This window comes from Polyangium fumosum, from assembly GCF_005144585.1.
Classification (GTDB): domain Bacteria; phylum Myxococcota_A; class Polyangia; order Polyangiales; family Polyangiaceae; genus Polyangium; species Polyangium fumosum.
The window spans coordinates 196,851-220,390 of the sequence record NZ_SSMQ01000011.1; the positions used below are offsets into that span (position 1 = coordinate 196,851).

The window sequence follows — 23,540 nt, forward strand, 5'->3', positions numbered from 1 at the left end:
CGCGGTCCGCGCAAGAACGCTGCGCCTCGGCGGGCCGCGCGCTAGCATGCCTCCTGATGCGAGGCTTCTCCCGCGCTTCGAGTTGCATCCTCGCCCTCCTCGCGCTCGCGCCGCTCACGTCGCTCTCCGTGACTGGCTGCAAGTCGGGCGCCTCGGGTCGTGTTGTGCAGGGGGCCTCTGCGCCCGCAACGAATCCTGCGGCCGTCCCGGAGAAACTCGTCCCGATGGTCTCGCCCTCGCGGCTCTTGCCCGACGTGCGCGGCGATCGCGGGTTCGTCGCGTACGAGGCCGGCGCGCGGCGCGTGCTCGTCGATCGCATGCGGCTCATCGTGTACGAGGACGGCACGACGGAGCGGGCGAACGAGCTCTTGCCGCTCGGCCACGTGAACGCCGTCGTGCTGCCGAGCCGGCTCGGCGGCGGGTTCGTCTTCCACGCGACGTCGGGCGGCGGCACGCAGCTCTGGCGGGCCTCGTCCTGGCTCGGAAAGCTCCGGCCGCTCGTGCAGTTCTCCTCGACGACGAGCGACGTCGTGCCGGGGTTCGACAGGCTCTACCTGCGGCTCTCTTCGAACGGAAAGCTCGTCGCCGTCGACGCCGAGTCGGGCGAGGTGCGATCGCTCGCGCCGCTGCCGCCCGCCGCGGCGTACGGCGGGCTCGCGTTCGCCGACGGGTTCACCGGCGTCGTCGACGCGGATCTGCGCGGCGTGCTCGCGACCTTCGACGCGGGCGCGACGTGGCGGCCGCTCCAGCTCCCCGAGCGCCCCGCGGCGATCTCGGTCGTGGGCGGCGAGCCGACGATGTTCGTCGCGGGCGGCAAGTACGTGCTCGATGCGCGCGGCAACCTGACGTTCCGCGCGAACCAGGTCGCGACCGACGACGAGGGAGACCCGAGCACGCCGGGCGTGCCCAAAGGCCCGTTCGGGAAGAAGGTGCTGCGCGCGGCCGTGGAGGACGGTTTCCCCGACACGCCGCGCACGGCCGTCGTCGCGCGGGCGGGCGCGCTCGCGCGCGTCTCGCTCGACACGGCTGCGATCGTCGATCTGAACCTCGCCGCGTTCCCCGAGCGCGAAGCGAATTGCCACGCGGTGCGCCTTGGCGCCTCGTACGGGTTCGTCTGCGGCGAGCGCGAGGGGCCGACGAACATCTACGCGTTCGCCCCGCCGCTCGCGATGCAAAAGGTCCTTTCGTTCAAGGGCCCGCGTTTCGTCTCGGCGAACGGCGCGGGCGCGCTCGTGGTGCGCGGGGCGTGCGAGGACGGCGAAGGCGAGGCACGAGGGCCGGGCGCGAAGGCGCGCGCGCCCAGCGCGAGCGCGGCGAGCGACGCAGGCACGCGGGTGTACTGCGTGCGCGCGGCGAGCGGCGCGACGCGCGAGGTGCGGGTGAAGGGGGATCTCGGCGTCGAGCGGGTCGTGGCGCTCTCGGACGAGCGGGTCGCGATCCTCGTGCCGCCGCGCGCGGGCAGCACGGGGCAGCTCACGATCCTGAGGGGCGCGGAGATGACGAACGTGCCGCTCGTGCTGCCGCAAAAGCCCCGCAGCGTGGCGCGCGAGCTCCAGCGCGGGATGTGGCTCGAAGGGTTCGAGGAGCGCGAGCCCGGCGTGCTCGGCGGCTGGGTCGAAGCAGGCGGCCCCGTGATCGGCGTGCGCGTCAAACTCGACGGCACGGTGACCGCGGGCGAGGCGCGCGACAACGAGAACGGCGTCGTGATCTCGGGCCGGTTCGCGCTCTCGCCGGGCGAGGGGGGGCGCGCGGCGGAGTCGATCGACGGGGGCATGACGTGGAAGGTCTTCGACCTGCCCGAGCACGACGCGGAGCCGGGCGACGCGGCGACACGCGCCTGCGGGCCCGTCGGGTGCGTGCTCGCGGGTTGGGTCCGCGTGGGCTGGGGCAAACCCGCGATCTCGGGGGATCTCGGCGCGGCCGAGGCGCCGCCTTCGCTCTACGTGCCGATGAAGACGACGCCGACAGTGCGGCTCTCGTGCGCGCCCGTGGGCAAACCCGTCACCGAGCCGCTCCCAGACAAACCCGCGAAGAAGGAGGCCGCGCCCGCGCCTGCGCCGCCCCGGTTCGGGGGGTTTGGTGGCTTCGGCGGCTTCGGCCGGCCGCAGCCGCAGCCGCAGAAGACGCCCTGGAGCACGTTCCGCAACCTGCTCGCGCCGGCGCTGGAGAAGGACGAGGTCGGGATCGACAACGGCGCGCCCTACGACCTCGTGAGCCTGCGCGCGTACGCCTGGGGCAAGAAGGGCTCGGACTGGTCGCGCACGGGGCATTTCCTCATGCGGTTCGACGATCGCTTCGATCCCGCAGGCGGCGTTCGCTCCACGGCGACGAGCGCGCCGCCCTGGCCCGACGAGAGCTCGACGGCCGAAGGCATGGGCGTCGGCTCGTACCCGCTCGCGTCGTGGGGATCGTTCCTCGATCCGGCCGGACGTCACGCGCTGGCGCACGTGTGTCGAGGCACGAGCTGCTCGTTGCTCGCGGCGAGCGAGGGGCAGCCGGTGCTGCTCTTGCGAGACGCGGCGGGGCGCACGGCGGGGTTTGCGAGGCCGCTGCCGCAAGGCGCGGTGCGCCTCGGCGAGAGCTGGTTTTTGCTCGTGCAAGGCGCGGCGTACGACACGGTGGCGCTCTACCGCGTGGATCTCGGCGTTCTGCGTCTCGTCACGTCGTTCTACCGGCCGAGCCCCTCGCGGTACGCCATGCCGGAGCCGCCGCGGCTCGTGCGTCGCGCGCTCGGGACGGGCCTCGGGCTGCTCGTGACGAGCATCCCGGAGCCGGGCGATCGCTTCGGCGGGATGTACGTGCACCCGGTCGATCCGGAGACGGGCGCCGTGGGCGAGCCGATCGCGCTCGGCAAGCGGGATCTCGGCGGCGTGTTGCCCCCGCGTTGCGCAGAGGGGCAGGACGGCTGGATCATGGATACGTCGCTCGACGCTTCGCCCGCCGTGGAGATCCCGGGCGGTCGGGCCGCGCTCGACTCGATCGAGATGCGGCTGCGCATCGATCCGGGAGCTGTGTGCGTGGAGGGGATCGCGGCGCGCCTCGACGGGACGTTCTTGCCGGACAAGGAGACGAAGCCGACCGCGGACAAACCGCCGGCGACGGCGACGGTGCCTCTCGCGGCGACGGAGCGATCGACCGGGCGACGGTGGAGCTTCGCCTGCAGTCGGCGCTGATGCGTGGCGCCGGGGTTTCACCCCGGACCCGACGAGGGGTTGTCCACCCCTCGACCCGGACCAGGGCACGGCCCTGGACCGCTGGTGCATCGACCGCGATGCGGTCGATGCAAAGGACAAGGGAGCAGCGGTTCGCGCTGTCGCCTCTCAGGGCCTTTTCGCGACCACGATGTACTGATCGGGCAAGGTCTCCTGGACGACCTCGCCCTTCAACCCCGCCGCTCCGAGCTCGGCGATCATCGCCTCCGGCGTGATGCGGTGCTCCTTCGGCGGGCCCTTCGGGGCCTCCATCGTGAAGTCGACGATGATGAGGAGTCCGCCGGGCTTGAGGCCGTCCTTGACCTTCGCGGCGTAGTCCTTGCGCCCATCGATGTGGTGCCACGTGTCGACGATGAGCACGCGATCGACGGTGCCTTGTCCGAGCCCCGGATCCGCGAGCCCGACCTGACGCGCCTCGACGTTGTCGAGCTTCTCCTTCTGCGCGCGCTCGCGCAGGTAGCGCACCATGTCAGCCTCGACGTCGAGCGCGAGCACCTTGCCGCTCGGCCCGACGGCGCGCGCGAGGTGCGGCTCGAAGTACCCCGTGCCCGCGCCGATGTCGGCGACGATCATGCCTGGCGAGATACGCATCGCCGCGACGACCTCGGCCGGCTTCTGCCACGCGTCGCGCGCTGGATCGTCGAACTCCTTGGCCCAGTCCTCGGCCTTCTCGAAGCGATGCACGAGCGGACCGCCGTGCCCGTGATGGTCGCCGCCGTGCGCGTGATGCTGTTTGGGGGTCATCTTCGCCACGAGCTCGTCATGCGGCATCGTCTCCGCCGTGCTGTAGACGGGCTTCGGGGGAGGTTCGCTTGCACAGGCGACAACGGGGAGCAGGAGGAGACAAAGGGAGGGCCGCATCGGACGATCGTTAGCACCCTGGTGGTTCCCCGCCCGGAGGAAAGCGGGCGAGGAACGCGCGATGCACGGCGACCGCCGGATCGTCAGAGAGCGCGAGATCCCGCTCGCGGTAGCCCGTCCCGATCGACAGGACCGTCACGTCGCGCCGCTCGACCCGGAAGCCGATGCGGAAGTCCTTGTGCGCGAGGCGCAAGGTCCCGTCGGGCAACGCGCGGATGCGGCGGTACGGGTGCGGCTGCGGGCCGAGGCGGAGCGTGCGCGTGACGGGCGTGACGAGGTCGATGCCGTGTTCGTCCTTCAGGTACGCAGCCTGCGCCGCGGCGTACGGGCTCCACGTGACGGAAAAACCCGGCTCGGGATCCGCCGGGACTTCGCCCGCGCCCTCGGCCTCCCCGGCGAGCGATTCGAGCCAGCCCGTGCGCGCGCCGGGGCGCGCCTCCGCGTAGGGGATGTAGGGCTTGATATCGAGCACGGGGCTCTCGTCGATCATGTCGACGTCGCGCACGTGGATCACGAGGCCCTCGACCGAGACGAGCCGCACGAGCGAGAGGCCAATGGGGTTCGGCCGGTGCGGCGAGCGCGTGGCGAGCACGCCGCGGCGCTTTCCCGCGCTGCGTGGAGGCAGCACCTTGGGCCTCCAGTGGTACATGCCGGGGGCTCCGCTCGTCGGAGCCGAGCTCTGCCCCCGGACCCCCGCGTTCAAGTGGAAGCAGAAGATGACCCAGAGGTACTCCCAGCCTTCGAGATCACTCACCGCGTGTTCGAGCCCGAGCCCGGCGGCGAGCTCGATGCGGCCCTCCGCGCCCTCCGAGGCGTGCGGCTGCCGGGGCGTGCTCACGCGATCGGGGAAGGGCGTGCGCAGGATCCCGATCGGCGTGAGCGAAAACGGCTGGAGACGGGGATCGTCGGGGGACAAGCGCTCCGCATTTGGGATGCGGAGCGCCGGATGTCAATTCACTCGGTCCACGTCGACTCGGACTCGCCCATCGTGCGGTAGTTCGCGTCGATGTGGTTCATGAGCTCGAGCCACCACGACTCGAGCTTGGCGCCGCTCTGGAGCGGGCTCTCGCCGAAGAACGTGCCGCGGATGCACTCGGCCTTGCCGTCCGGTCCGACGCGGCAGCGGCCGTCGACGAACACGAGGATCATCTTGGGCAAGCGGCTCTCGACGCTGTCCGTCGGCGCGTTCATGAACGTCTTGATCAAGGTCGCCGCCGCGACGAGATCCTTCGGCTCCTGGCCGTAGCCGTGCAGCGCGTAGACGACCGGGTACCGCCGCTCCTTCTGGTCCTTGTGCGCATACCCGGGCGGCAAGGCCACGCTGACCGGGCCGACGCGGCCGAGCGTGGATTTGAAGTCGAACGAGCAAGCGCCCTGGACCTCGCACGGCTCGGCCTCCGGATCCGCGTCGTCGTTGCTCTCCAGCACGAGCGTGCGCAGCTCCGGATCGGTCCAGCGCGAGCTGATGAAGTAGAGCGCGCCCTGCAAGCGGGCGACGAGCTCGTTCGCCGTGCCCACGTGCTGGCCGCTGCCGCTCTCGATGTCGTCGGCCGTCGGATCGAGCTTGCCGTACCGCTGGAGCACGATGCCGGGCAGATCCTCGTAGGGCACGCGCGAGGGCGCGTAGCCGTTCAAGTTGCCCGGCACGAGCTCGGGCTGCTGCGTGAAGTCCGAGAAGTACGTGACGTTCCGCTTGCGCGCGCCGAACGCGCCCGTGAGGTGCTGCGCGCTCACCGCGAAGTTGAAGAGGTCGCGCGTGCCGCCGTCGGTCCACACGTCGATGCGACGCAGCGCCGCGTCGTCGAGCTCGCCGCCGGGCGGCGCCTCGCGCGTGATGCGATGCACGATCGAGTGCGCGTCGCGCTCCCAGAACCGGTCGAGCCCGCTCGCGACCGTGAACTTCCCGTCGCCCTCGCCCACGTCGTAGCCGTCGCCCGCCTGTTGCCATCCGCCGGGCGGCTGTTGCTTCGTGCCGGCCACGCCGTCGAGGCCCACGTCCTTGAACGGCTCGCCGTCGTCGAAGCGCATGTTGCGCTCGGTGCCGCCGGGGTTGTACTGCGCGTCGTAGTCGTCGCCGGCCGGATCCTCGTTCACGCCGAGCATGTAGCCGGGCTCCATCGTGCTCGGGATCCCGTCCTTGCCGACGTCGTCCCAGGGCTCGTGGCCGGCGCGGATGATCGGCTCGAGCTCGTCGCGCGTGCCGTTGCCGTTGTAGTCGACCGCGAGCGCGAGCTCGAGCGGGTAGGTGTTGCCGTCGGGGGTCCACCAGTTCGCGTAAGGGCTGCGCTCCTGCTTTTGCGGCGAGCCGTCGCAGACCGTGATCACCGGGAAGGTGCCGTCGGGGTTGAACTCGTCGTCGAAGTAGTTCGTGAGCGTGAGCGTGTTCGCGCAGCGCTCCTTAGGGCAGTTCTGCGCGAGCTCTTCCTGCTTGTCCTTGTCCGGCCCGTCGAGCGGATCGACCCACATCGCACACTCGTCCGTCGGCCGACCACCGGTCTGGCTCGCGTCGTCCGGACGAACACCCGCGGGCAGGTTCTCCGCGCCGGGCGTGAGGTTCTCGCCGTTCGGGTTGCCGAACATCGCGGCGAGGTCGCGGAAGATCTGCACGTAGGACTCGCGGCTGAAGCTGCCGCCCGTGCCGTTCCGCGGGTACTCGAACCACCACTGGTTGAAGACCTGCGTGTGCTCGTACGGGTCGCGCGGCGGCAGCATCCACGCGCACTTGCCGGGGGATCCGTCGATCACGCCGATGCACGTCTCGTCCGCTGCGCACTCGGCGTTCGTCTGGCAGAGCGTGGGATCGAGGTTGATGTCGGCGAGGACCGTGCCCTTCTGGATCGGCCGGAATCCGCCGACGTAGTGGCGCTTGACCGCGTCGAGCATCCACGTCCAGTCGACCGGCCCGCCGAGCGGCGCCAGGGCGTCGAAGAGGTGGTGGTGGCGCATGCCGAACATGGCCGTGCCGCCGCCGCCCATGGAGACGCCGAGGATCGCGCGGTGCGTGAGCCTGCGCGGGAAGGCGCTCGTGCCCGCGTCTTTCTCCACGACGGCCTGGTAGGTGCCGAGCCGCGGCGCCTTGAACGAGAGCGCCCAGCCGTCGCCCATCTTCACGATGCGAGCATCCGCGACCGGGACGACGCGCGGCTCCTTGAACGCCGGACCCGAATACGAGACCGCGAGGTGCCGCAGGCGCGCCTTGTCGGGCAAACGCGCAGGGTTGATGGGGATCGTCATCGGCACGTCGCGCTGGAACTTCGAGGCGGCGGGGCCGAACGTGACCGCGGGGCCGAGCGGGTCGTAGCCCGACGGGGGCTTCGCGTCGCCGCAGCCGATCGTCGCGTCGAATTTGGGGACGCTCCAGAGGAAGCTGCCCTCGTTCGGCTCACTCGCGCGCTCGGGCAGGCCGAGGCTCGCCGCGGCGAGGCTGCCCTTCGCGGTGATCGTCTTGCCGCCCTCGACGGAGCCGGTCGCGCCGTCGCCCGCGGCGCACGTGAGATCCGCGGTGCCAGCCGTGTCGAGCACCTCGACTTCGAGCGTGGCCTCCGCGTCGGTGCCGTCGCCGCGGGGCAGGAAGGCCTTTACCGAGGCGCTTCCAGAGGTCTTGCCCGCGACGACCGCGACGTCGAAGCCGGCCTTGTACAGGTCGAGCGTGTCGGCCTTCGGCGTAGGCGTGATGTCCGCGCTCGACGTCTCGAAGCGGATGGGGGTCTTCGTGCAGAAGTCGGGCTCGGCGACGAGGCGGACCGATCGCGTCGCGCACGTGGCGCTCCCATCCGCGCATTTCGCGAGGAACACCCGGCTCGGTTCGAAGCGCAGCTTGACGACGTCGGGCGACGGCGCCGAGCAGTAATCACCCGGCCGGAGCGTCGGCTCCGTGCCGCCGGAGCCGGTCCCCGGCGTGGTTTCGGTGGTGCAGCTCGGCGCGGCGACGGCGCCGATCGCGCCGAGCAGCGCGAGGACAAAAGCCGCGCGTGTGCGTGTGGAAGAAAAGCCCCGTTGGCGAGCGGATATCATGGGGTCGGGAGGATACCGAAGCCGCGCGCCGCTCGCGACGCCCGTCATTCACCCGTTCAGGGCGAGGGCGGCTCGGGCTCGGGCGGCGGGTCCGCGGGCACCGTCTCGCCGAGCCCAGGGAGCACGCCCGTGATCGGCGCTTTTTCGACCGGCGCGACGATCACGCCGTCGGTCACGCTGCCGAGCCACGAGCCCTGGAGCGAGACGGGCACCGCGACGTCGTCCACCGTCGCGCCGGCCGCCGCGAAGATCTGGATCAGGCCGATTTTTCCCTCGATGGCAGAACCATCCTGGGCAGCGTCCCAGCGCGTGGCGAGCGCCTCCTGGCAGAGACCGGCGAGGCACGTGGCGTCGCAGGTGCCGAAGCCGACGAGGGCCTCGCCGAGCGCCTTGCAGCCCGCGATCGTCGCGAGCGCATCATCCATCGTCGTGCCTTCGGGCGCGCCTTCGAGCGCGACGCTCTTGCACGCGCCGCCCGCGTAACGCGAGGGCAGCCAGAAGATCTCGCCGCTCGTGGAGACGTTGTCCCCCGGTTCGGACGCGATCTTCACGAGGTGCGTGCCCGGCATGCCGGCCTCGTCGGCCGGGACGACGCCAAAGCGGCTCGGCGAGAACATGCCGAACCCAGGGACGGCCGTGAGCGCGGTCAAACGCCCGGCGAGCTGGGCCGGCGGAGCGGCCGTGCCCTTCTGCAGGAAGCCCTCGATCGCGCTCCGCAGCGAGATCGGCTGCGCGGCGAGGTGATCCTTCGTGATCGTGTCCCAGCCGCTCGCCACGCGGGCGTCCGCGAAGAGCGCTGCATCGGGCGCGGGCACGCGCGCGGCCATCTCGTCGAGCAGCGCCGTGGCCATCTCGACGTTCGCCGGCGCGAACCTTTCGAGCAAGCTCTTGCCCGCGGCGTTCATCATCGAGAGGAACGGCGTCTGCGCGGGCACGAAGTCGAGCGTGACGTCGAGGTCGGTCTTGCCGACGACGACGGGTTTGTCGATGATGTTGACCTTGATCGTCTGCGTCGTCCCGGCGATGAGCCCACTCGCCGTCGCGCAGCCCCAGGCGTAATGGCCGGCGCGCACCGAGACGGCGAGCGTCGGGCCGACGGGCGCCTTCTCCACGAGCAGCGGCGCGTCGACCGGCTCGCTCTTGACGATGTCGGCCGGGGCGTCCTCCGGCAGGAGCGGCGCGACCGCCTCACACGTCGAGCGCGGCAGGACGCTGACCGTCCACGTCGTGACCGCGCGTTTGCCCTTGTACTGGGGCAAAACGTGGAGCGTCGCGAAGCCGTCGCCGCTCACCGTCACCGGCAGCTCGGCCGCGGGGCCGTCCTTGATCCACGCGCGGAGGCGGTACGCCGTCGCCTTGTTCGGCGCGCGCATCGTCACGGTCGCCGCGCCCTCGGCGTCCATCGGCGCGGCCACGCGATCGAGCGTCGCGTCGAGCGAATCGCCGAGCAGGACGAACCTGACCTCGTCCGACGAGGGCGGGTCCGTGCGCACCGTGATCGTGGCCTGCTCCCGCATGCCGAGCGAGAGCGGCCCCTCGTTCGTGAAGATGAGCTGCGTCTTCGGGGCCGTCTCCACGGGCGGCGACCAGGGCGTCTGCTCGCTCAGCTCGTCATGCGAGGCGCAGCCGAGGAGCGGCGGCCCCGCCGTGGCGAGGAGGACAAACCAAGCACGTCGATAAGAAAAGCGCATCGAGGGCGAGTTTACCCTGGAACCAGGCCGGCGGCGACCTCTCTCTCGCACGCGGCGGGAGGTTTTTCAGGGGGGAAGGGGCACCCGGTCTGTCCGGACGTGCGCAAGAGCGCCCGCAGCGGGCAAACCCGGAGGCGCGGCGGCCTTGCCAGGGAGCCCGGGCGAAACCAGGAGGCGCGCCGCGTTCCCGCAGAGGATCAGCGCCTCGCCGAGGGCGAGCCCCGCCGCGCAGAGCGGGCTCAAAAAGCCCGCCGCGCAGAGCGGAATGACGGCCGCATTGTAGGCGACGGAGACGAGGAGGCTTTGCCGGACCGTGGCCCGCAAGGCGCGGGCGAGGTCGACGAGCCAAGCGATGGTCTCCAGGCGGTCGTCGCAGAGCACGAGGGGCGCCGGCACGGCCACGGGCAAGGCGCCGGGCGCGATGGCGAGCGAGACGTCCGCCGGGCACGGGTTCGCGCGGTCCTCCTGGCCGTCGCTGATGTGGAGGACACGCGCGCCGGCTTGCTGGAGATCACGGACGTGCAGGGCCTTCTCCGCCGGGCCGAGGCCGCCGCGCGCGGGCACGCCGAGCCGATGCGCGAGCGCGAGCGTCGCGTCCGGGCCGTCGCCGCTCACGAGCCGGCAGCCGAGCCCCCGCTGGAAGAGCGCGCGGAAGGCCTTCTCCGACCCCAGCCGCGGCGGATCCCAGAGCTCGAACCAGGCCTCGACGATGCCGTTGCGACGGACGCACACGAGGCTCGCGCCCTCGCGCGCGTCCGGAGGCAGAGGATCCCCCGGGCGCGCGGCCGAGACCTCCACGAGCGCGTCGCGCGCCCGGCCCACCACGCCGTCGGGGCGCACGTCGGCCGCCTCGTCGAGCGCGCCCGGACGCACGCCGGCCACGGCGAGGTGATGCGCGATGGCGCGGCCCGCGCGGTGGATCGCGCCCGCCTCGAGCGCGGCCACGTCCTCGAGGATCGAGATGTCCGGGAACTCGCGCCACGAGAGGCGCGTGACCCGCGGCGCGCCGAGGGTCACGGTGCCCGTCTTGTCGAAGCAGGCGACAGAGGTCGTGGCGAGCGCTTCGAGGGCCGCCGGATCCTTGACGACCACGCCGGCCGCGCGCGCCCGCACGACGGCGATGGTCCGCGCGGCCGGGAGCGCGAGCACGAAGGCCGCGGGCGAGGCGCCGATGAGCACGGCGATCGCGGTGAGATACCCGTCCGGATGGAACGGGCCACGGCCGAGCAGCGCGTGCACGACGAACGCGAAGCCGGCGAACGAGACGGACGCGACCGAGAGCGCGAGCGACGCGACGTGCGCGAACGATTTTCCCGTGCGCTGCCGCGCGTCTCGCTCGATCCGCAGGGCGGCGCGATGCACCTCGGCGTCGGCCGCGGCGGCGAGCTCGGAGCAGGGTGCCCGCGCCACGCGCCCCGTGACCTCGCCGGAGAGCAGCCGCGCGCCGGTCTCGACGATCTGCCCGCCGGCCCGATCCACGGCGCGGCCGTCCGGCAGGGCCACACGCGCGGCGCTCTCGAGGACGATGTCCACGGGCGTGATGTCGCCTTCGCCGAGGCGCACGCGGTCGCCGGGCGCGAGCGAGGCGCAGGCGACGCGCTCGTCCACGCCGCTGCCGCCCACGCGGCGCACGCGGGCCTCGCGGGCCAGCGCGGCGCGCGTGAGGCCTCGGAAGGCGCGCGTGAGCAAGGCCGTGTGCGCGTAGAGCGCGAGGATCGAGAAGCCAAGGATCGCGCCGGACGCCTCAAACGCCGCGAGCGAGAGGCCGTCGAGCTGCAGCCCGAAGCGCGCGAGCTTCTCCAGGATGGATGCGGGGCGGCTCGGATCGAAGAGCATCGCGACGACGCCCAGGGCGAGCGCGAGCGTGGCGCAGGCGAGCGTCACGACCTCGGTGCCGAGGACGCCGCGGCGCGCGAGGGCGCGGGCGCGGTGGAGGAGGGGCGGGCCGGCCACGGCGAAGAGCAGCAGCGTGAAGCCGAGCTCGACCCAGGCGATTTCCCGCTCGGGGGCGCGCGCGGGCCGCCACGAGGCGAGGGCGACGAGGTTGCCGAGCAGCGCGACGACGAGGCCGAACCGCCCCGCGTCGAGCCGCGCTCGTTCGCTCGGCGGTGCGCCCACGGCGGTCGTGAACGTGAAGCCGCGCTGGGCCATGGCGGCGGTGATCTCGCGCTCGCTCGTGACCCGCACGTCGTAGATGGCCTGGGCGATCTCGCCGAAGAACCCGACGGACCCCGCGCGGACGCCGGGCAGCGCGCGCAAGGCTTGCTCCGCGCGGCGAGCGCAGCTCCGGCACGAGAGGCCTTCGACATGAAAGGTCGCCTCGTGCTCGAACGCGGGTCGCCCGCGCCCGCCCTCGCGCCCGGGGCGGGTGTCGCCATCGACCAGCACAGTGGGGAAAGAGGGATGCATCGTCGCCGCGGACCGAAGTCGCCAGGTGCGCTAGCGAACTTCGGGCCGCGGGCGATCACGACCGGCTCGGGCAAGTCGTGCACGCGGACGAGGGGAACCTCCCTCGTATTTGCGGAAAGTGCGGGGGAAAGGGAGAACGTGGAGGGCCGCCGGGACGGTCGCCGGCGGGGGTGGGGGGATCCGAGCTTGGCGGATCGTTACTTCTTGTAGATCTGGGCGGCGGCGAGGCCGGCGCCGCGGGTGGCCTTCACGATGACCTTGCCGGGGCCGCCGATGGGCAGCGGGTTCTTGAAGCAACCGTTCGCCTTGCCGCCGAGGATGGCCGTGGCGCCCTGGCCGTTGCTCTGGGCGAGGATCTGGGGCGGCAGGGGGGCGGCGTGCAGGACGAGCTGCACGTCGAGCTGCTGGATGCCGACGCCGGAGGCGATGACCGAGTAGCACTTGCCGGCCTCGATGTTGATCGCCTGCTCGAGGACCTGGCCCTCCTGGAACTGCGCGGCGAAGGGCGAGCCGTCGGGCTGCATGCCGGGCGCCTCGGAGGCGGCCATGCCCTGGAGCACGAGCGTGGCGGCCTGGGCGGCGGCGGGGGCGATCGGCGTGGCCGGGCTGCCACCCGAGGCGCCCGTGCCCACGGTCGCCGCGGGCGCCGGCGTGGTCACGGCGGGCGTCGGGGTGGGGGCGGGCTGCTGGTACTGGTTCGGGTTGTACGCGCCCGGCTGCTGCCCGTTCGCGTACTGGTTCTGCTGCGACGGGTCGTTCGGGTCCGGGGTGTCGCTGCCGCCGCAGCCGACGGCGAAGAGGCCCAGCAGGGCCACGGGGACGATCATCGAGAGGCGCATGGGTTGGCTCCTTGGAAATCTATGCTGCCGTGGTTCGGGAGCGCGGCGGCGTCGCCGCACCTCGGAAGACGCTCGGGGCCGACGCTACGGCTCACCGATGCTTGGGCTGTAAGACGGGCCCAGGCGTCCGCTACTTACACCGGATTCGTGCTGTGAGGGGAGGGGGTTTGGGGCCCGTGTTCGTCGCAGAACCGTGCTTGGGGGCCAGGCCCCGGGGTTTGGAGGCGCAGCGCGGCTTGTCCGAGCGTAGCCCCCGAGCGTCGAGCGCGTTTCACTTGGGCTGCTCGATGCAGCAGCCCGTGATGCAGTAGAAGCCGGCGCCGCAGGGGTCCTGGCCTTGCAGGCCGCAGGGCTGGAGACCGTCGGGGCACTGCTCGGGCGGCGGGGTGCCGGCGTCCGTGCCGCCCATGCCGCCGCCGCCGTCGACGCCCGCGTCCGGGGGCGGCGGGAAGCACTCGGGCGGCAGCGTGTCCTTGCCGATGCAGAGCTCGCACGTGCCACATTCGTTGAAGCAGGCGCCTTTCACCTGCGTGCACGGGGCGCAGCTCTTCGGATCGTCGAGGTGCTCGAGGTCGCAGGCGAAGCTGCCCTGGCCGTTCTCGGTGCCGAGCCAAACCGGGCCGTGCTTTTGCCCCTCCTTGTAGATGACGCAGCAGCCGAAGCAATCGCAGCCGTTCGGCGTGAGCTCCGGACAGATCTGCTTGCAGGTCTCCGGCTGGTTGTTGAGCAGCTCGTCACAGCTCAGGTTCGTGCCAGGCGTGTTCGCGTTCGCGTTGTACGCGCACTTGTTGCCGTTCCACCACTCCGGGTTGTAGTCGGGCGCCTTGGAGAGCGGGTCGCATTGGTGGTTCCAGTAGCACTCGTCATTGCCGGATCCGGAGTTCGAGTCCCAGAAGCAATCCGTGATGCACGCCGCGCCGGCGCCGCCGGGGATGCTGACGCCGAGGCCGGTCTCGCTGTTGTCGCAGGGGCCGAGGCATTCCGGATCCTGCCAGTCGACGAGGCCGTCGCCGTCGTTGTCGATCGTGTCGCCGCACTGGTAGACCTGGTTCACGCACACGGCCATGACGAACCCGCCGTCCGGGCCCGACCAGCCGTCCGGGCCCGCGTCCGGGATGTTGCCCGTGCCACCCGCGCCGCCCGTGCTCCCGCCGATGCCGCCCGCGCCGCCCGTGCTTCCGCCGCCGCCGCCCATGCCGCCGCTCGCGCCGGAGCCACTCGCGCCGGAGCCGCTGGTTTGAACCTGGGGTTCGTCGCTACAGCCCACGGCAATCACGGATGCGACGAGGGGGCTCGCGAGGAGCAAGACCATTGCGCTCTTGGGAAAGGACGGCATGTAAAGTCTCCTTGACGGAAAATCGAGCTCCGGGGCTCGGGGTCCCCCGGGCCGTGTCCACGGACGAACGTCGCGCACGCGCAATGCACGAGGCGCGCCAGCCCCTCGGGACGAGGAAGACCGCGGAAACACCGCATTTCATCGGCGGCGGCAGACCTGGGTGGTTGCACGCGTGACCAGGCGTTGTCGTCAGTCGGGATTCAACCGACGACGGATCACGCAGGCCAGCCGAAGATGACGCCCCCGAATGCATTCAAAATGAGGGTGCGGGCGATCACGGGGCCCATCCGCGGGAGGCCCAGCGCCATCACGGCGGGCCGGGGCGCTGCCCCGGACCCCGCGGGGGGCTGTCCGCCCCCTCGACCCCGGACCAGCGAGGCGCTGGACCCAGGGTTGAACAACTGCGCGGTGCGCAGTTGTTCAACCAGGCCGACGAAGAACCCAGGTCGCCAGCAGAACCCGCAGCGCGGCTGTCTCGGTTGGCAACGCCGCTGCTGGTCTTGAGCGGGCCTGTTCGAGGAGCTGCGCGGAGCGCAGCTCCTCGACCCGGGTCCAGCCCCTGGCTGGTCCGGGGTGGAGGGGGCGGACAGCCCCCTCCTGGGGCCTGGGGCAACGCCCCAGCTCCGCGGCTTCACCGGCCAGCGCGATGCGCGCGCCAGGCCGAAAGTGGTGTTGGGAACCAGCGCAGGTGCTGGAAGGCTTCTGGGATGTCGGGCTCGGCGTTTGGGTCCGGCGGCCCTTCCACGGCGGGGCTGGCGAGGAGGGCGCGTGCTTCGTCGAGGTAGGCGGCGAGCGCGCTTTCTGGCTCGCTCGTGCGCATCGACCGGTATTCGAGCTCGCCTCCGCGGTAGGCCAGGTCCTTCAAACGCAGCGCGGGCCGGGGGCGCCCGGCCACGTGCGTCCAGCGACCCGTGGCGGCGTCACATCGGTACATCGGGAGCAGCTTCCAGCCGTCGTGGGCGATCATGTGGATCGCGGCGACGATGTAGAGGAAGACGGTCTCCGTCATGAAGGCATTGAAATGGATGCGGAACCAGCCGAGCCGGAGCACGCCGCAGCCGGCGTCCACGGCTTCGGCGAAGGCTGCGGACGGCTCGGGGTCGATGCCCAGGATGAGGTGGCCGTGAGGGCCCGCCGAGGGGCCTCCGCCGCGCGCCTGGATGCCGAAGAGATCGTTCAGCAGGGCGACCACGAAGTTCCAGTGGAGGAACTGATCGGGGCCGTGGCGAATCACGATCGACACGATTGACAATCGTTCGTCCTCCGCAGGGCCGAGCACCCAGATCTTTTCGTTCGTTCGGAAGGACGCGAGGGCGCGCTTGACGAAATCGTCCTCGCGGGCGCGGAGCGTGTCCGTGCCGATCGCTGCTTTGAGCTGGACGACGAGGCCTGCGCGGATGGAGTCGACGAGGGCTGGCGCGCCAGCCTCTTTGTGGCGGGCGACGAGCGCGCGCTTGGCGATGAGGACGCCGGGTGTGCCCAGGCCGCCGATGCATTCGTGTGGCGAGAGGAAAAGGGCGTCCTTGGATGCGAGCGGGCCCTCGGGGTTCATTCGAATGTCGAGGGAGCTCCCGGCGCTCGTGGAATCCCAAAAGGAGAGCGCTCCGTGCCGGTGTAGCAGCGCCGTGAGGGCGACGTCGTCCGCGACGATGCCCGTCACCTGGGAGGCCAGGGAAAAACTCCCGATCTTGAGCGGGCGGTCCGCATATCGAACGAGCGCCGATTCGAGCGCGTGCAGATCGATGCGGCCTTCGGCGTCCACGTCGATCGTCACGACGTCGGCGAGGGATGCGCGCCAGGGCAGCTCATTCGAGGGGGGCTCGTGGGGCCCGAGGAACACGACGGGGCGCTCGTTCTCCGGGATCCGCTCGCGCAGGTGATATCGCTCGTCGAGCCCCGGCGATACCTCGAGCCCGAGCGCCCGGATCATCTCCTCGACCGCGGCTTTGGCGTCCGATCCGCAAAAGAGGACCACGTCGTCGCTCCCGCCGCCCACGCTCTCGTGGAGCAGGTCGCGCGCGTCCTCGCAGAACCGCGACGTCTGCGCGCCGGTGCCCGAGGAGAGGGGCATCACCTCGCTCCGTAGAAAGTCTTCGAGGAAGCTCAAGGAGCGGCCCGTGGCCGTGTCGTCCGCTGCGACCAGGCGCCGCGGGCCGAAGGGCCCGTGAAGGACCACGTCGTCGCCGAGGATCGAGGCGCGCACCTTTCCGAGCAGCACCTCCTTGTCGGAACACGCGTCGTTGGGCGACGCTTGCATGCGGGTCGTGTTCGCCGCGTCGTGCAGGGCGTGGGGGATGTCGAGCAACGTCCCGAGGCCGTCGACGAACCCGCGCAGCGTCTGCTCGACGAGCTCCTCCCCGCCGGCCCGCGTCGTGCTGGCCAGGGTCATGCGCATCAGCGTCTTCGTGCCCATCGCGCGCTCGTCGTGCGTGCCGACGACGAGCGCCTGCGCCGCGCGCCGGACGATGCCCGCGTCGGTCTGCCGGAGGGCGTCGATGAGGTCGCGGTTGATGGCCTCGACGAGCTCGAAGGCCATCGCCGGGCTCGACGCGAAGAGGCGCGCGAGCGGCTCGGGCGCGAGCTCGAGGAGCACCACGTTCTCCCGCGCGGTGCACGTGACCCGCTGCGGGCCGTGGTCGAGCAGCGCCTCCATGCCCATGGTCTTGCCGGGCCCGAGGACCGCGAGGTGCATGTGCCGGTGGCCCGCGCGCGCTGTGATTTCGACGGCGCCCCGCGCGAGGACGAAGGCCGAGCCCCGGCGCGCGCCTTCCGCGAGGATCAAACGCCCGCGCGGCACCTCGTGCGCGACGAGGACGGCCGCGACCTCCGCGAATCGTTCATCGCTGAACGATTCGAAAAAAGACAGGCTCCGGAGGGAGGAGACGAGGGCCGGCGTGAGGGGGTGGCCCTCGCCGAGGTCCGAGGCCGATGGGCTCGCGGCCGGAGGCGCGGGCCCCATCCATTCGCGGGTCACGCTCCGCAGCTCGTTGCAAAGGAGACGCGAGAGGCGGCGCAGGACCTTCAGCGCGGCGGGGTTGTGCACGCGCCGGAGGTGCTCGAAATCGGCGATCTCCAGCGTATGGCCTGACACGCGCCGGACCGTGGTGACGGTGGCCGCGCGGAGCATGGGCTGGTTCAAGGCGTGCTCGCCGAGCACGCCCCCCGGGCCGCTCTCGCCGACGAAGATTCGATCGTCCCCGGGCGTCCGGATCGAGACCGCGAGCAGCCCGTCTTCGACGAGGTAAAGCTGGTCGGCCGGCGCGCCCTGCGTGCAGAGGACCTCGCCGGGCTCGGCGTGGAAGGGCCGCATCCGCGCGGCGAGGTCACGCCGCTCGTCGGCGTCGAGATCCGAAAAGAGCGCCGTGGCGCCGAGCAAGGCGGCGAGCGCGTCGGGGTCCCTCGACGTCCGCGGGGCGATGCCGGAGTCCACTTTGGCCTCCACCTCCGCGAGCGAGGCGCGCTGGATCCCGCGGCGTACGGCGCCCGCGAGCTGCTCCCATGCCTGGCCCCACGCCTCGGCGAGCTCGTCGTCCATGCGGCCGCCCTCGGTGAGATCGAGCTCCGCGCGGAGCGCCTCGCCAAAAGAATCGACGTGGGTCTCGCGGACGCCGTAAAGCACGTGTCGCGCGCCGAGCTCTTCGAGCATCGCATAAAGCCCGTGGGGATCGCGCAGGCAGGCGACGCTCGCGGTCAGGGCGGTGACGAGCTTGCGCCCCTGGCCCGTGAGATCCTCGGGGAACAAATGCCGCATCTCCGGGTGCCGCGCGAAGAGGCGCTCGTAGAATCGCTGCGGGAAGCTCGATCGCGAGACCGCCCGCTTGAACATCATCCGCACGAGCTCGGCCTGCCGCTCCGAGGGGGAGGCCGCGGTCTCGGGGAGCAAGCCGAGCGCGCGCATCGTCGCGATCACGCCTTCGAGGGCGGCGACGAGGGCGTCCGCCGAGGCGAAGCGTTTGGCCGGATCCTTCTGCACCGCACGATCCACGGTCGCGGAGAGCTCGAAGGGGATGTCGGGCCGGAGCGAGGCGATGCTCGGCAGGGGCTCTTTGAGGATCGCGTCGACGAGCTGCATCAAGGGCCGCTTGGGCCCATACGGCGGATGGCCGGCGAGGAGCTCCCACAGGACGAGGCCGAGCGCATAGATGTCGCTCGCGACGGTCGCGGGCGCGCCTTTCCACAGCTCGGGCGCGAGGTAGCGGGGCGTGCCGAGGATGTCCCCTTTCCGGGTCACATCGGCGGGCAGGCCCCCATTCGCCACGAAGCGCGCGATGCTCTCGGGCCCCGCCTCTTCGAGGAACGCGGGCCGCGCGGGCACCTTGGCGACGCCGAAATCGATGAGCTTGCCGGCGCCCGTGCGGGTGCGCATGACATTCGCCGGCTTGAGGTCGCGGTGCAGGACGGAGGCGCGATGGGCCGCCGCGAGCCCGCGCGCGACGTCGACGCCGAGCGCGAGGATCTCTTGCCACTCGAGGGTGCCGACGAGGGTATCGACGCTCTGCCCGGCGACGAGCTCGTACACGATGTAAGGCTGCCCGAGCGTTTCTCCGCTGCGGTAGACGGCGACGACGTTCGGATGCTCGATCCGCCCGAGCGCGAGGGCTTCGAGGCGGAAGCGCTCGCGGTCGCGCTCCTGCGGATAGGCGCCGCGGATCATTTTGATCGCGACGTGGCGATCGATCGTGAGATCGAGGGCGCGCCAAACCTCGCCCATCGCGCCTTCGCCGAGCCGCTCGAGGAGGCGATAGCCGTCGAACTCCGTGAGGGACCGGAGGGCGGTGGAAGCCGGCGGCGGGGGGGAACGGCCCGATTCGAACACGCCGCGATGGTAGGCGAGCACGTGGGGGCGGCAAGGCGAATCAGCGGCGAACGACGTCGAAATCAGGCCTTGGCGGGCGCCTCACCCGGCGCAGGCGGCTCCGGCTCGATTTCACCTGTTTCCGGGTTCACGTCCTCGATGGGCTTGCGCTCGCGGAGGTAACGCCGGATGGCTTCGTTTTGTACGAGAATGGGCGAAAGGAGCGCGCCGCGCGCCGTCCGATCGGCCTCGCTGTCGGAGGGGTACTTGCCGAGGATCATCGCCACGGCTTGCAGCAGGAGGGACTGCCCTTTGGCGCGCGCGTCCTTCACCTTGGCGAACGTCAACGGGCCGCCCGGCCCCTCGATGGCCGCGCGATATTGCCCTTCGAGGTTTTTCAACCGCGCCACCTGCCGCGTCAGGCCAAGCTCCGTCACGAGCGATTTGTAATCGGGCTCGTCGACGCGCGACAAGATTCGCTGGACCTCCGCCAGCTCCTCCACGAAGGGGAGCGAGGTGATCGCGCCCGCCCCCTTCGGGAGCAGAACCGCGATCATCTTTTGCGCCGCGTCCGCGAGCGGATCGCCCGGCGCGGAGGCTCGGATCTGAGCGTCGGTTCCGTCGCGGAATGCCGTGATCGCGGCGTCCACGTAAATGTCGATCTGCCTGGCCTCCGGCGAATAGGTCGTGAGCTTGCGTCCCGCCCACTTCGCCTCCAGCGCGCGTGTCTCGGTGTCGTGCGCGATGGCGTGGGCCGCGTGCGCGGCGAGATCTGCGTGGGACGCGGCCACGGCAGCCTCTCGCACCTGGTAGAGGGCGAAGAGGCGGCGGCCGGTCGAGAACGTGTAGAAAGTGAGCAGGGACGCGAGGAGGGGATCCATGCGGGCGGTCCTTTCGGGGGTCGAACCTCGGCCTGGGGGGTGGTGAGGCGAGTCGCATGCTGCCCGAGGTACGACGAGGAAGGCAAGCGGGTTCCGTAGGTGGGACCCCAACACGAGCGCGGGAGGGGGTGGGGCGCGCGGGCTGCGGGGTGGATCCCGGTGAAGGAGGGCGCGGGGGTCCTCGTTTGGAACACGCGCGCGGACCCACGCGGGCGCGGAGGTCTTCGCGTCGCGCTCGATGCGCGCGCGAGGAGGCACGGGGGCTCCAGGAGCGCTCCACGAGCGCCGATCGAGGAGGCTCGTGCCCTCTTACGTTCCCGTATGCATCGCGATGAAAGAGGTCCAAGGCCTCTCGCGCCCGCGCCTTCGTGCGAGCGGAAGAGGGGCACGACCTCCCCGATCGAGCTTCGTGTCGCGATGTTCGAGGGCCGTGGGGGGCCGTCGTCGGGTTCGGGTCGGCGCTTTCGAGGGGGGAGAGCATCGAAGTTCGCGCGTGGGAACGAGGCGGCGAGGGGCGGGCCCGGTTTTGTCCGCGATCGAGAAAGAAGGGACGAGGCCGAGGGGGTCCTGTGGCGGCGTTCGGGTGACGTGGGGGGAGGGGCGCGGGCGTCTCGGCGGGGGGCCCCGCGGGGGACGGGGGAGGGGCGAGGGGCGGGAGAGGGGGTTCGACCCGGGAGGGGGGAGGGGCGCGGCCATGCGGCGCGGGGCTCGACCCCGGACAGACAAGGTCCGAGCGTTTCGTGATTTGTCTTGCCCGACCCGTTCGTCCTCTTGATAGATAGGCCACAGCTCATCGCAGGAGGGGCATTCCAATGAGACGAGGGGATTCTCTCGTCGCGGCGTTCGTCGTCGCGGCGCCGGGCGTCGTGTTGCCTGGGTGTTTGTGGTCGTTTGGAGAGGACGAAGAGCAGGGGCGCATTTGCGCGTCGCTGCTGCGGTTCTTTCGGCTTGGGCTTCTGTTCCTCGGCGCGATTTGCATCTCGGCATGGCTTCTCGCATGCGGTGCGACGCCTGCGCATACGCAGACGTGGGCGCAGGCGACGCCGAGCGGAAAGCGCTTGTTCCGTATATGCCGGCGCCATCCCCACGTCGATTCGAATGCGCGTTATTGGTACGATCGCGGGGATGGAACACCTCGAACGACGTCCCTGCCGCTCGACGCGCTTCTGGAGGGCCGCGAGGCCAAGGCCATCTTCATTCTTGATGCCAGCGCGCCGCCCGAGAGCCGAAAGCTTTTGGGAATTGCATTCCAGGATCTGCCCTGCGACAAACGACCGCCGCCGCAACCCGCGCCGGAGAAGCTCGCGGCAAAGGAGAAGGAGGGCGAACCAAAGAAGGACGAGGCCCGGAAGGACGAGCCGCCGAAGCCGCTGCCGCGACCGAATCCGCGCGGCGCGTCCGCGGTGGAGAGGCGTGTCGAGGCGCATCGCTGCACGGCGTACGTAGAGCCTGGCCAGACGCGAAGGCGCAGCAAAACGGGCGGGCGGACCTGCACGAGGATCCTCGTCCACCGGGGCCGGGGCGACACGGAGCAAATCGTCGCGGAGAACCAGCCGCGCCCGGTCGAGGCGCCCGTGCCAAAGGATCCGAGCGAGGTGCTCCCGGGTGAAACATGGCAGTATGAGACCTGGAGCCAAACGCCCGAGGAGGCCGCGCTGCTCGACCGAGCACAGGAGTGCCTCACGGGATCTTGCCATGCTCGGCATAAAAACTTTCAAAATGGCAAGCAGAGCACCGCCAGCGGGCACGACGGGCAATCGTTGTCCACGGGGAGCGGTGGGGGAGCGAGCCCGCCGCAGCCCCCGCCGAAGACGAAGGTCCGGACCAAGACGCGGACCTTCGGGAAGCCAAACGGCGCTGCGGCGGGAGAGGCGTCACCCGGGAACACGGGCGCGGCGACGAACGAGAGGCGCGTGCCGAATCCGAATGGTAGGAACGGCGGGGAGGCGCATCAAGACAAGGTGCGGGAGGTCATGCAGGATATCAAGAATCGCGGCCTCACGCCGAAGAAAGAACATCACGTCAAAACCCCGGGCGGCCACAAGGAAAACCGCTACGTGGACGTCGCTGGGCTTGACAAGAAAACGGGGCAGCCCGTGGAATACCACCAGGTCGGGAAGCAAAGGAAGGACGGGCAGCCCGTGGAACGTGAGCGAAAGGCGCTTGACGACGTGGAACGCGCGAAGAGGCGGCGCCCGACGTTCCACCCCTACAACAAGGACAAGTGAGGAGCATCATGGGACATCAATCAGCCTTCTACCTCACGCCCACGGACAAGGCGGAGCTTGAGCAGCGGCTTCGGGAGAAGACGGACTTCATCATCCTTCTCGATGAGTCCCCCACGGCGTCGCCGCGTGTCGTGGACTCGCTGAACTTCTCCGAGCCCGACAACCCGTGGTTGAGCAAGTACCTCGCGCGGCCCGAGGACCTCGACAAGGTCGTGACGGATTACGTGAAAACGCAGGGCTATTGGACCGTGGAGGACCTTTTTTCGCCCGTGCTCGAGTTCAGCGGCTGCTTCTTCGACGGGAAGATCCTGCGGGAGGGGCGCGTGTATTACGTCGACGGGTTTTATGGTCCGGACGGCGGGTGGGTGGAGAAGAGCGAGGCGTTCCGGAAGTGGGCGAGGATGGTGCATACGACCCTCAAGAAATCGTTGAAGCGGCGTGATTCGAAGTATGTCGAGTACATCGGCGCGGACGCGCAGGCGTGGGTCGATGCAGGTGGGCAGCTCGTCGACTGAAGTGGGCAACCCGTCACGGGTAGCGGACGGCCTGTAGGCCTGAGCCCCAGCGCATCCTCGGGCCGGAGAGGCGCGCCGGTCGTCCGCTGCGCCCATCGCAACGACGGCGGAAAACCCTCCACGACCACTGCCGCAGCGGTAACGTTCGCAGGAACCGCGCTTCCCGCTCGCGGGAGGCGCGGGCGGTGGGATTCTCGCCGGACGATCCGTTCGAGTATTCGCTGACGTCGTCGGAGGTGCCGTGGGTCGAGGTGCCCGATGTTTCGGGCGCGGCGGGGGCGTTCGAGCCGGGGAAGGACCCTTATGCGGCGTATGCGGATGCCGTGATTGAAGCGCTGTCGCAGGATGTGCAGGGCGGCAAGGTGATCCTGCGCGGGGACTTCGTCACCAACGTGCGGGCGTGGCGGTCGAACACGGCGGCGATCGAGAAAGCGCTGGCCGCGCGGGTGAGTGTCTCGCAGGCAGAGACGAGCGCGTTCTTGCAGGCGCAGATTCGCGTCACGGAGTACGTGCGGCAGTTCATGGATACGGCGGATTGGTTCTTGGATTCGCCGATCCCGCCGGATGTCCGGGCGCAGGTGGATGGGGTCCTGAAGAATGCTTTCGCCGAGATGGCGGAGCAGATGAAGGAGAGCCTCAATGGTATCACCTCGCTCACCCCCGTCTGGACGCCGGCCCGCTGCCGTGGCAGGCGCCGCGCGCACGCGCGTTCGTCCGGCCGCCGGGCGCATCGAGCTTCGACAGCAAGCGCGCGCAGAC

At 70.8% G+C, this 23,540-nt stretch carries 12 protein-coding genes and 1 pseudogene; 4 read left to right on the plus strand and 9 right to left on the minus strand.

The annotated features are described in order from the left end of the window. The first annotated feature begins 56 nt into the window (after positions 1-56). Positions 57-3,173 carry a hypothetical protein gene (locus tag E8A74_RS13445; protein ID WP_136929376.1) on the plus strand — a complete coding sequence of 1,039 codons (3,117 nt, stop codon included), beginning with the start codon at positions 57-59 and terminating at the stop codon, positions 3,171-3,173. Between the two features lie 147 nt (positions 3,174-3,320). Here E8A74_RS13445 and E8A74_RS13450 read toward each other — a convergent pair whose 3' ends face one another. From E8A74_RS13450 to E8A74_RS13490, 9 genes are all read right to left on the minus strand, one after another. Then, on the minus strand, positions 3,321-4,073 hold the full coding sequence (locus tag E8A74_RS13450; RefSeq protein ID WP_136929377.1) for a class I SAM-dependent methyltransferase: 753 nt from the start codon (positions 4,071-4,073) through the stop codon (positions 3,321-3,323). A gap of 10 nt (positions 4,074-4,083) precedes the next feature. Then, a complete protein-coding gene (gene tsaA / locus E8A74_RS13455; protein WP_136929378.1) occupies positions 4,084-4,989 on the minus strand; it encodes a tRNA (N6-threonylcarbamoyladenosine(37)-N6)-methyltransferase TrmO in 906 nt (301 codons plus the stop codon). A gap of 38 nt (positions 4,990-5,027) precedes the next feature. Beyond that, entirely contained in the window at positions 5,028-8,087 is a 3,060-nt protein-coding gene (locus tag E8A74_RS13460) for an alpha/beta hydrolase (protein ID WP_136929379.1), read from the minus strand. 56 nt (positions 8,088-8,143) lie between these two features. Further along, positions 8,144-9,778, minus strand: coding sequence for a hypothetical protein (locus E8A74_RS13465; protein WP_136929380.1), 1,635 nt, complete (start codon positions 9,776-9,778; stop codon positions 8,144-8,146). A gap of 66 nt (positions 9,779-9,844) precedes the next feature. Beyond that, on the minus strand, positions 9,845-12,187 hold the full coding sequence (locus tag E8A74_RS13470; protein WP_136929381.1) for an HAD-IC family P-type ATPase: 2,343 nt from the start codon (positions 12,185-12,187) through the stop codon (positions 9,845-9,847). Between the two features lie 197 nt (positions 12,188-12,384). After that, on the minus strand, positions 12,385-13,026 hold the full coding sequence (locus E8A74_RS13475; RefSeq protein ID WP_136929382.1) for a hypothetical protein: 642 nt from the start codon (positions 13,024-13,026) through the stop codon (positions 12,385-12,387). A 271-nt stretch (positions 13,027-13,297) separates the two neighbouring features. After that, positions 13,298-14,362, minus strand: coding sequence for a hypothetical protein (locus tag E8A74_RS13480; RefSeq protein WP_170229106.1), 1,065 nt, complete (start codon positions 14,360-14,362; stop codon positions 13,298-13,300). Positions 14,363-14,993: 631 nt separating this feature from the next. Continuing rightward, positions 14,994-19,178, minus strand: a complete 4,185-nt coding sequence (locus tag E8A74_RS13485; RefSeq protein WP_136929384.1) for an aminotransferase class V-fold PLP-dependent enzyme — start codon at positions 19,176-19,178, stop codon at positions 14,994-14,996. A 62-nt stretch (positions 19,179-19,240) separates the two neighbouring features. Then, the gene (locus E8A74_RS13490; RefSeq protein ID WP_136929385.1) at positions 19,241-20,038 is read right to left on the minus strand and encodes a hypothetical protein; all 798 of its coding nucleotides are present in this window, start codon (positions 20,036-20,038) and stop codon (positions 19,241-19,243) included. 812 nt (positions 20,039-20,850) lie between these two features. Between E8A74_RS13490 and E8A74_RS13495 the strand changes: the two genes are divergently transcribed. The 3 genes and pseudogenes from E8A74_RS13495 to E8A74_RS13505 all read left to right on the plus strand — a co-directional run. Continuing rightward, entirely contained in the window at positions 20,851-22,266 is a 1,416-nt protein-coding gene (locus E8A74_RS13495) for a hypothetical protein (RefSeq protein WP_136929386.1), read from the plus strand. An 8-nt stretch (positions 22,267-22,274) separates the two neighbouring features. Further along, a complete protein-coding gene (locus E8A74_RS13500; protein ID WP_136929387.1) occupies positions 22,275-22,781 on the plus strand; it encodes a hypothetical protein in 507 nt (168 codons plus the stop codon). A gap of 185 nt (positions 22,782-22,966) precedes the next feature. Continuing rightward, positions 22,967-23,540: pseudogene (locus tag E8A74_RS13505) on the plus strand (hypothetical protein); the annotation flags it as partial.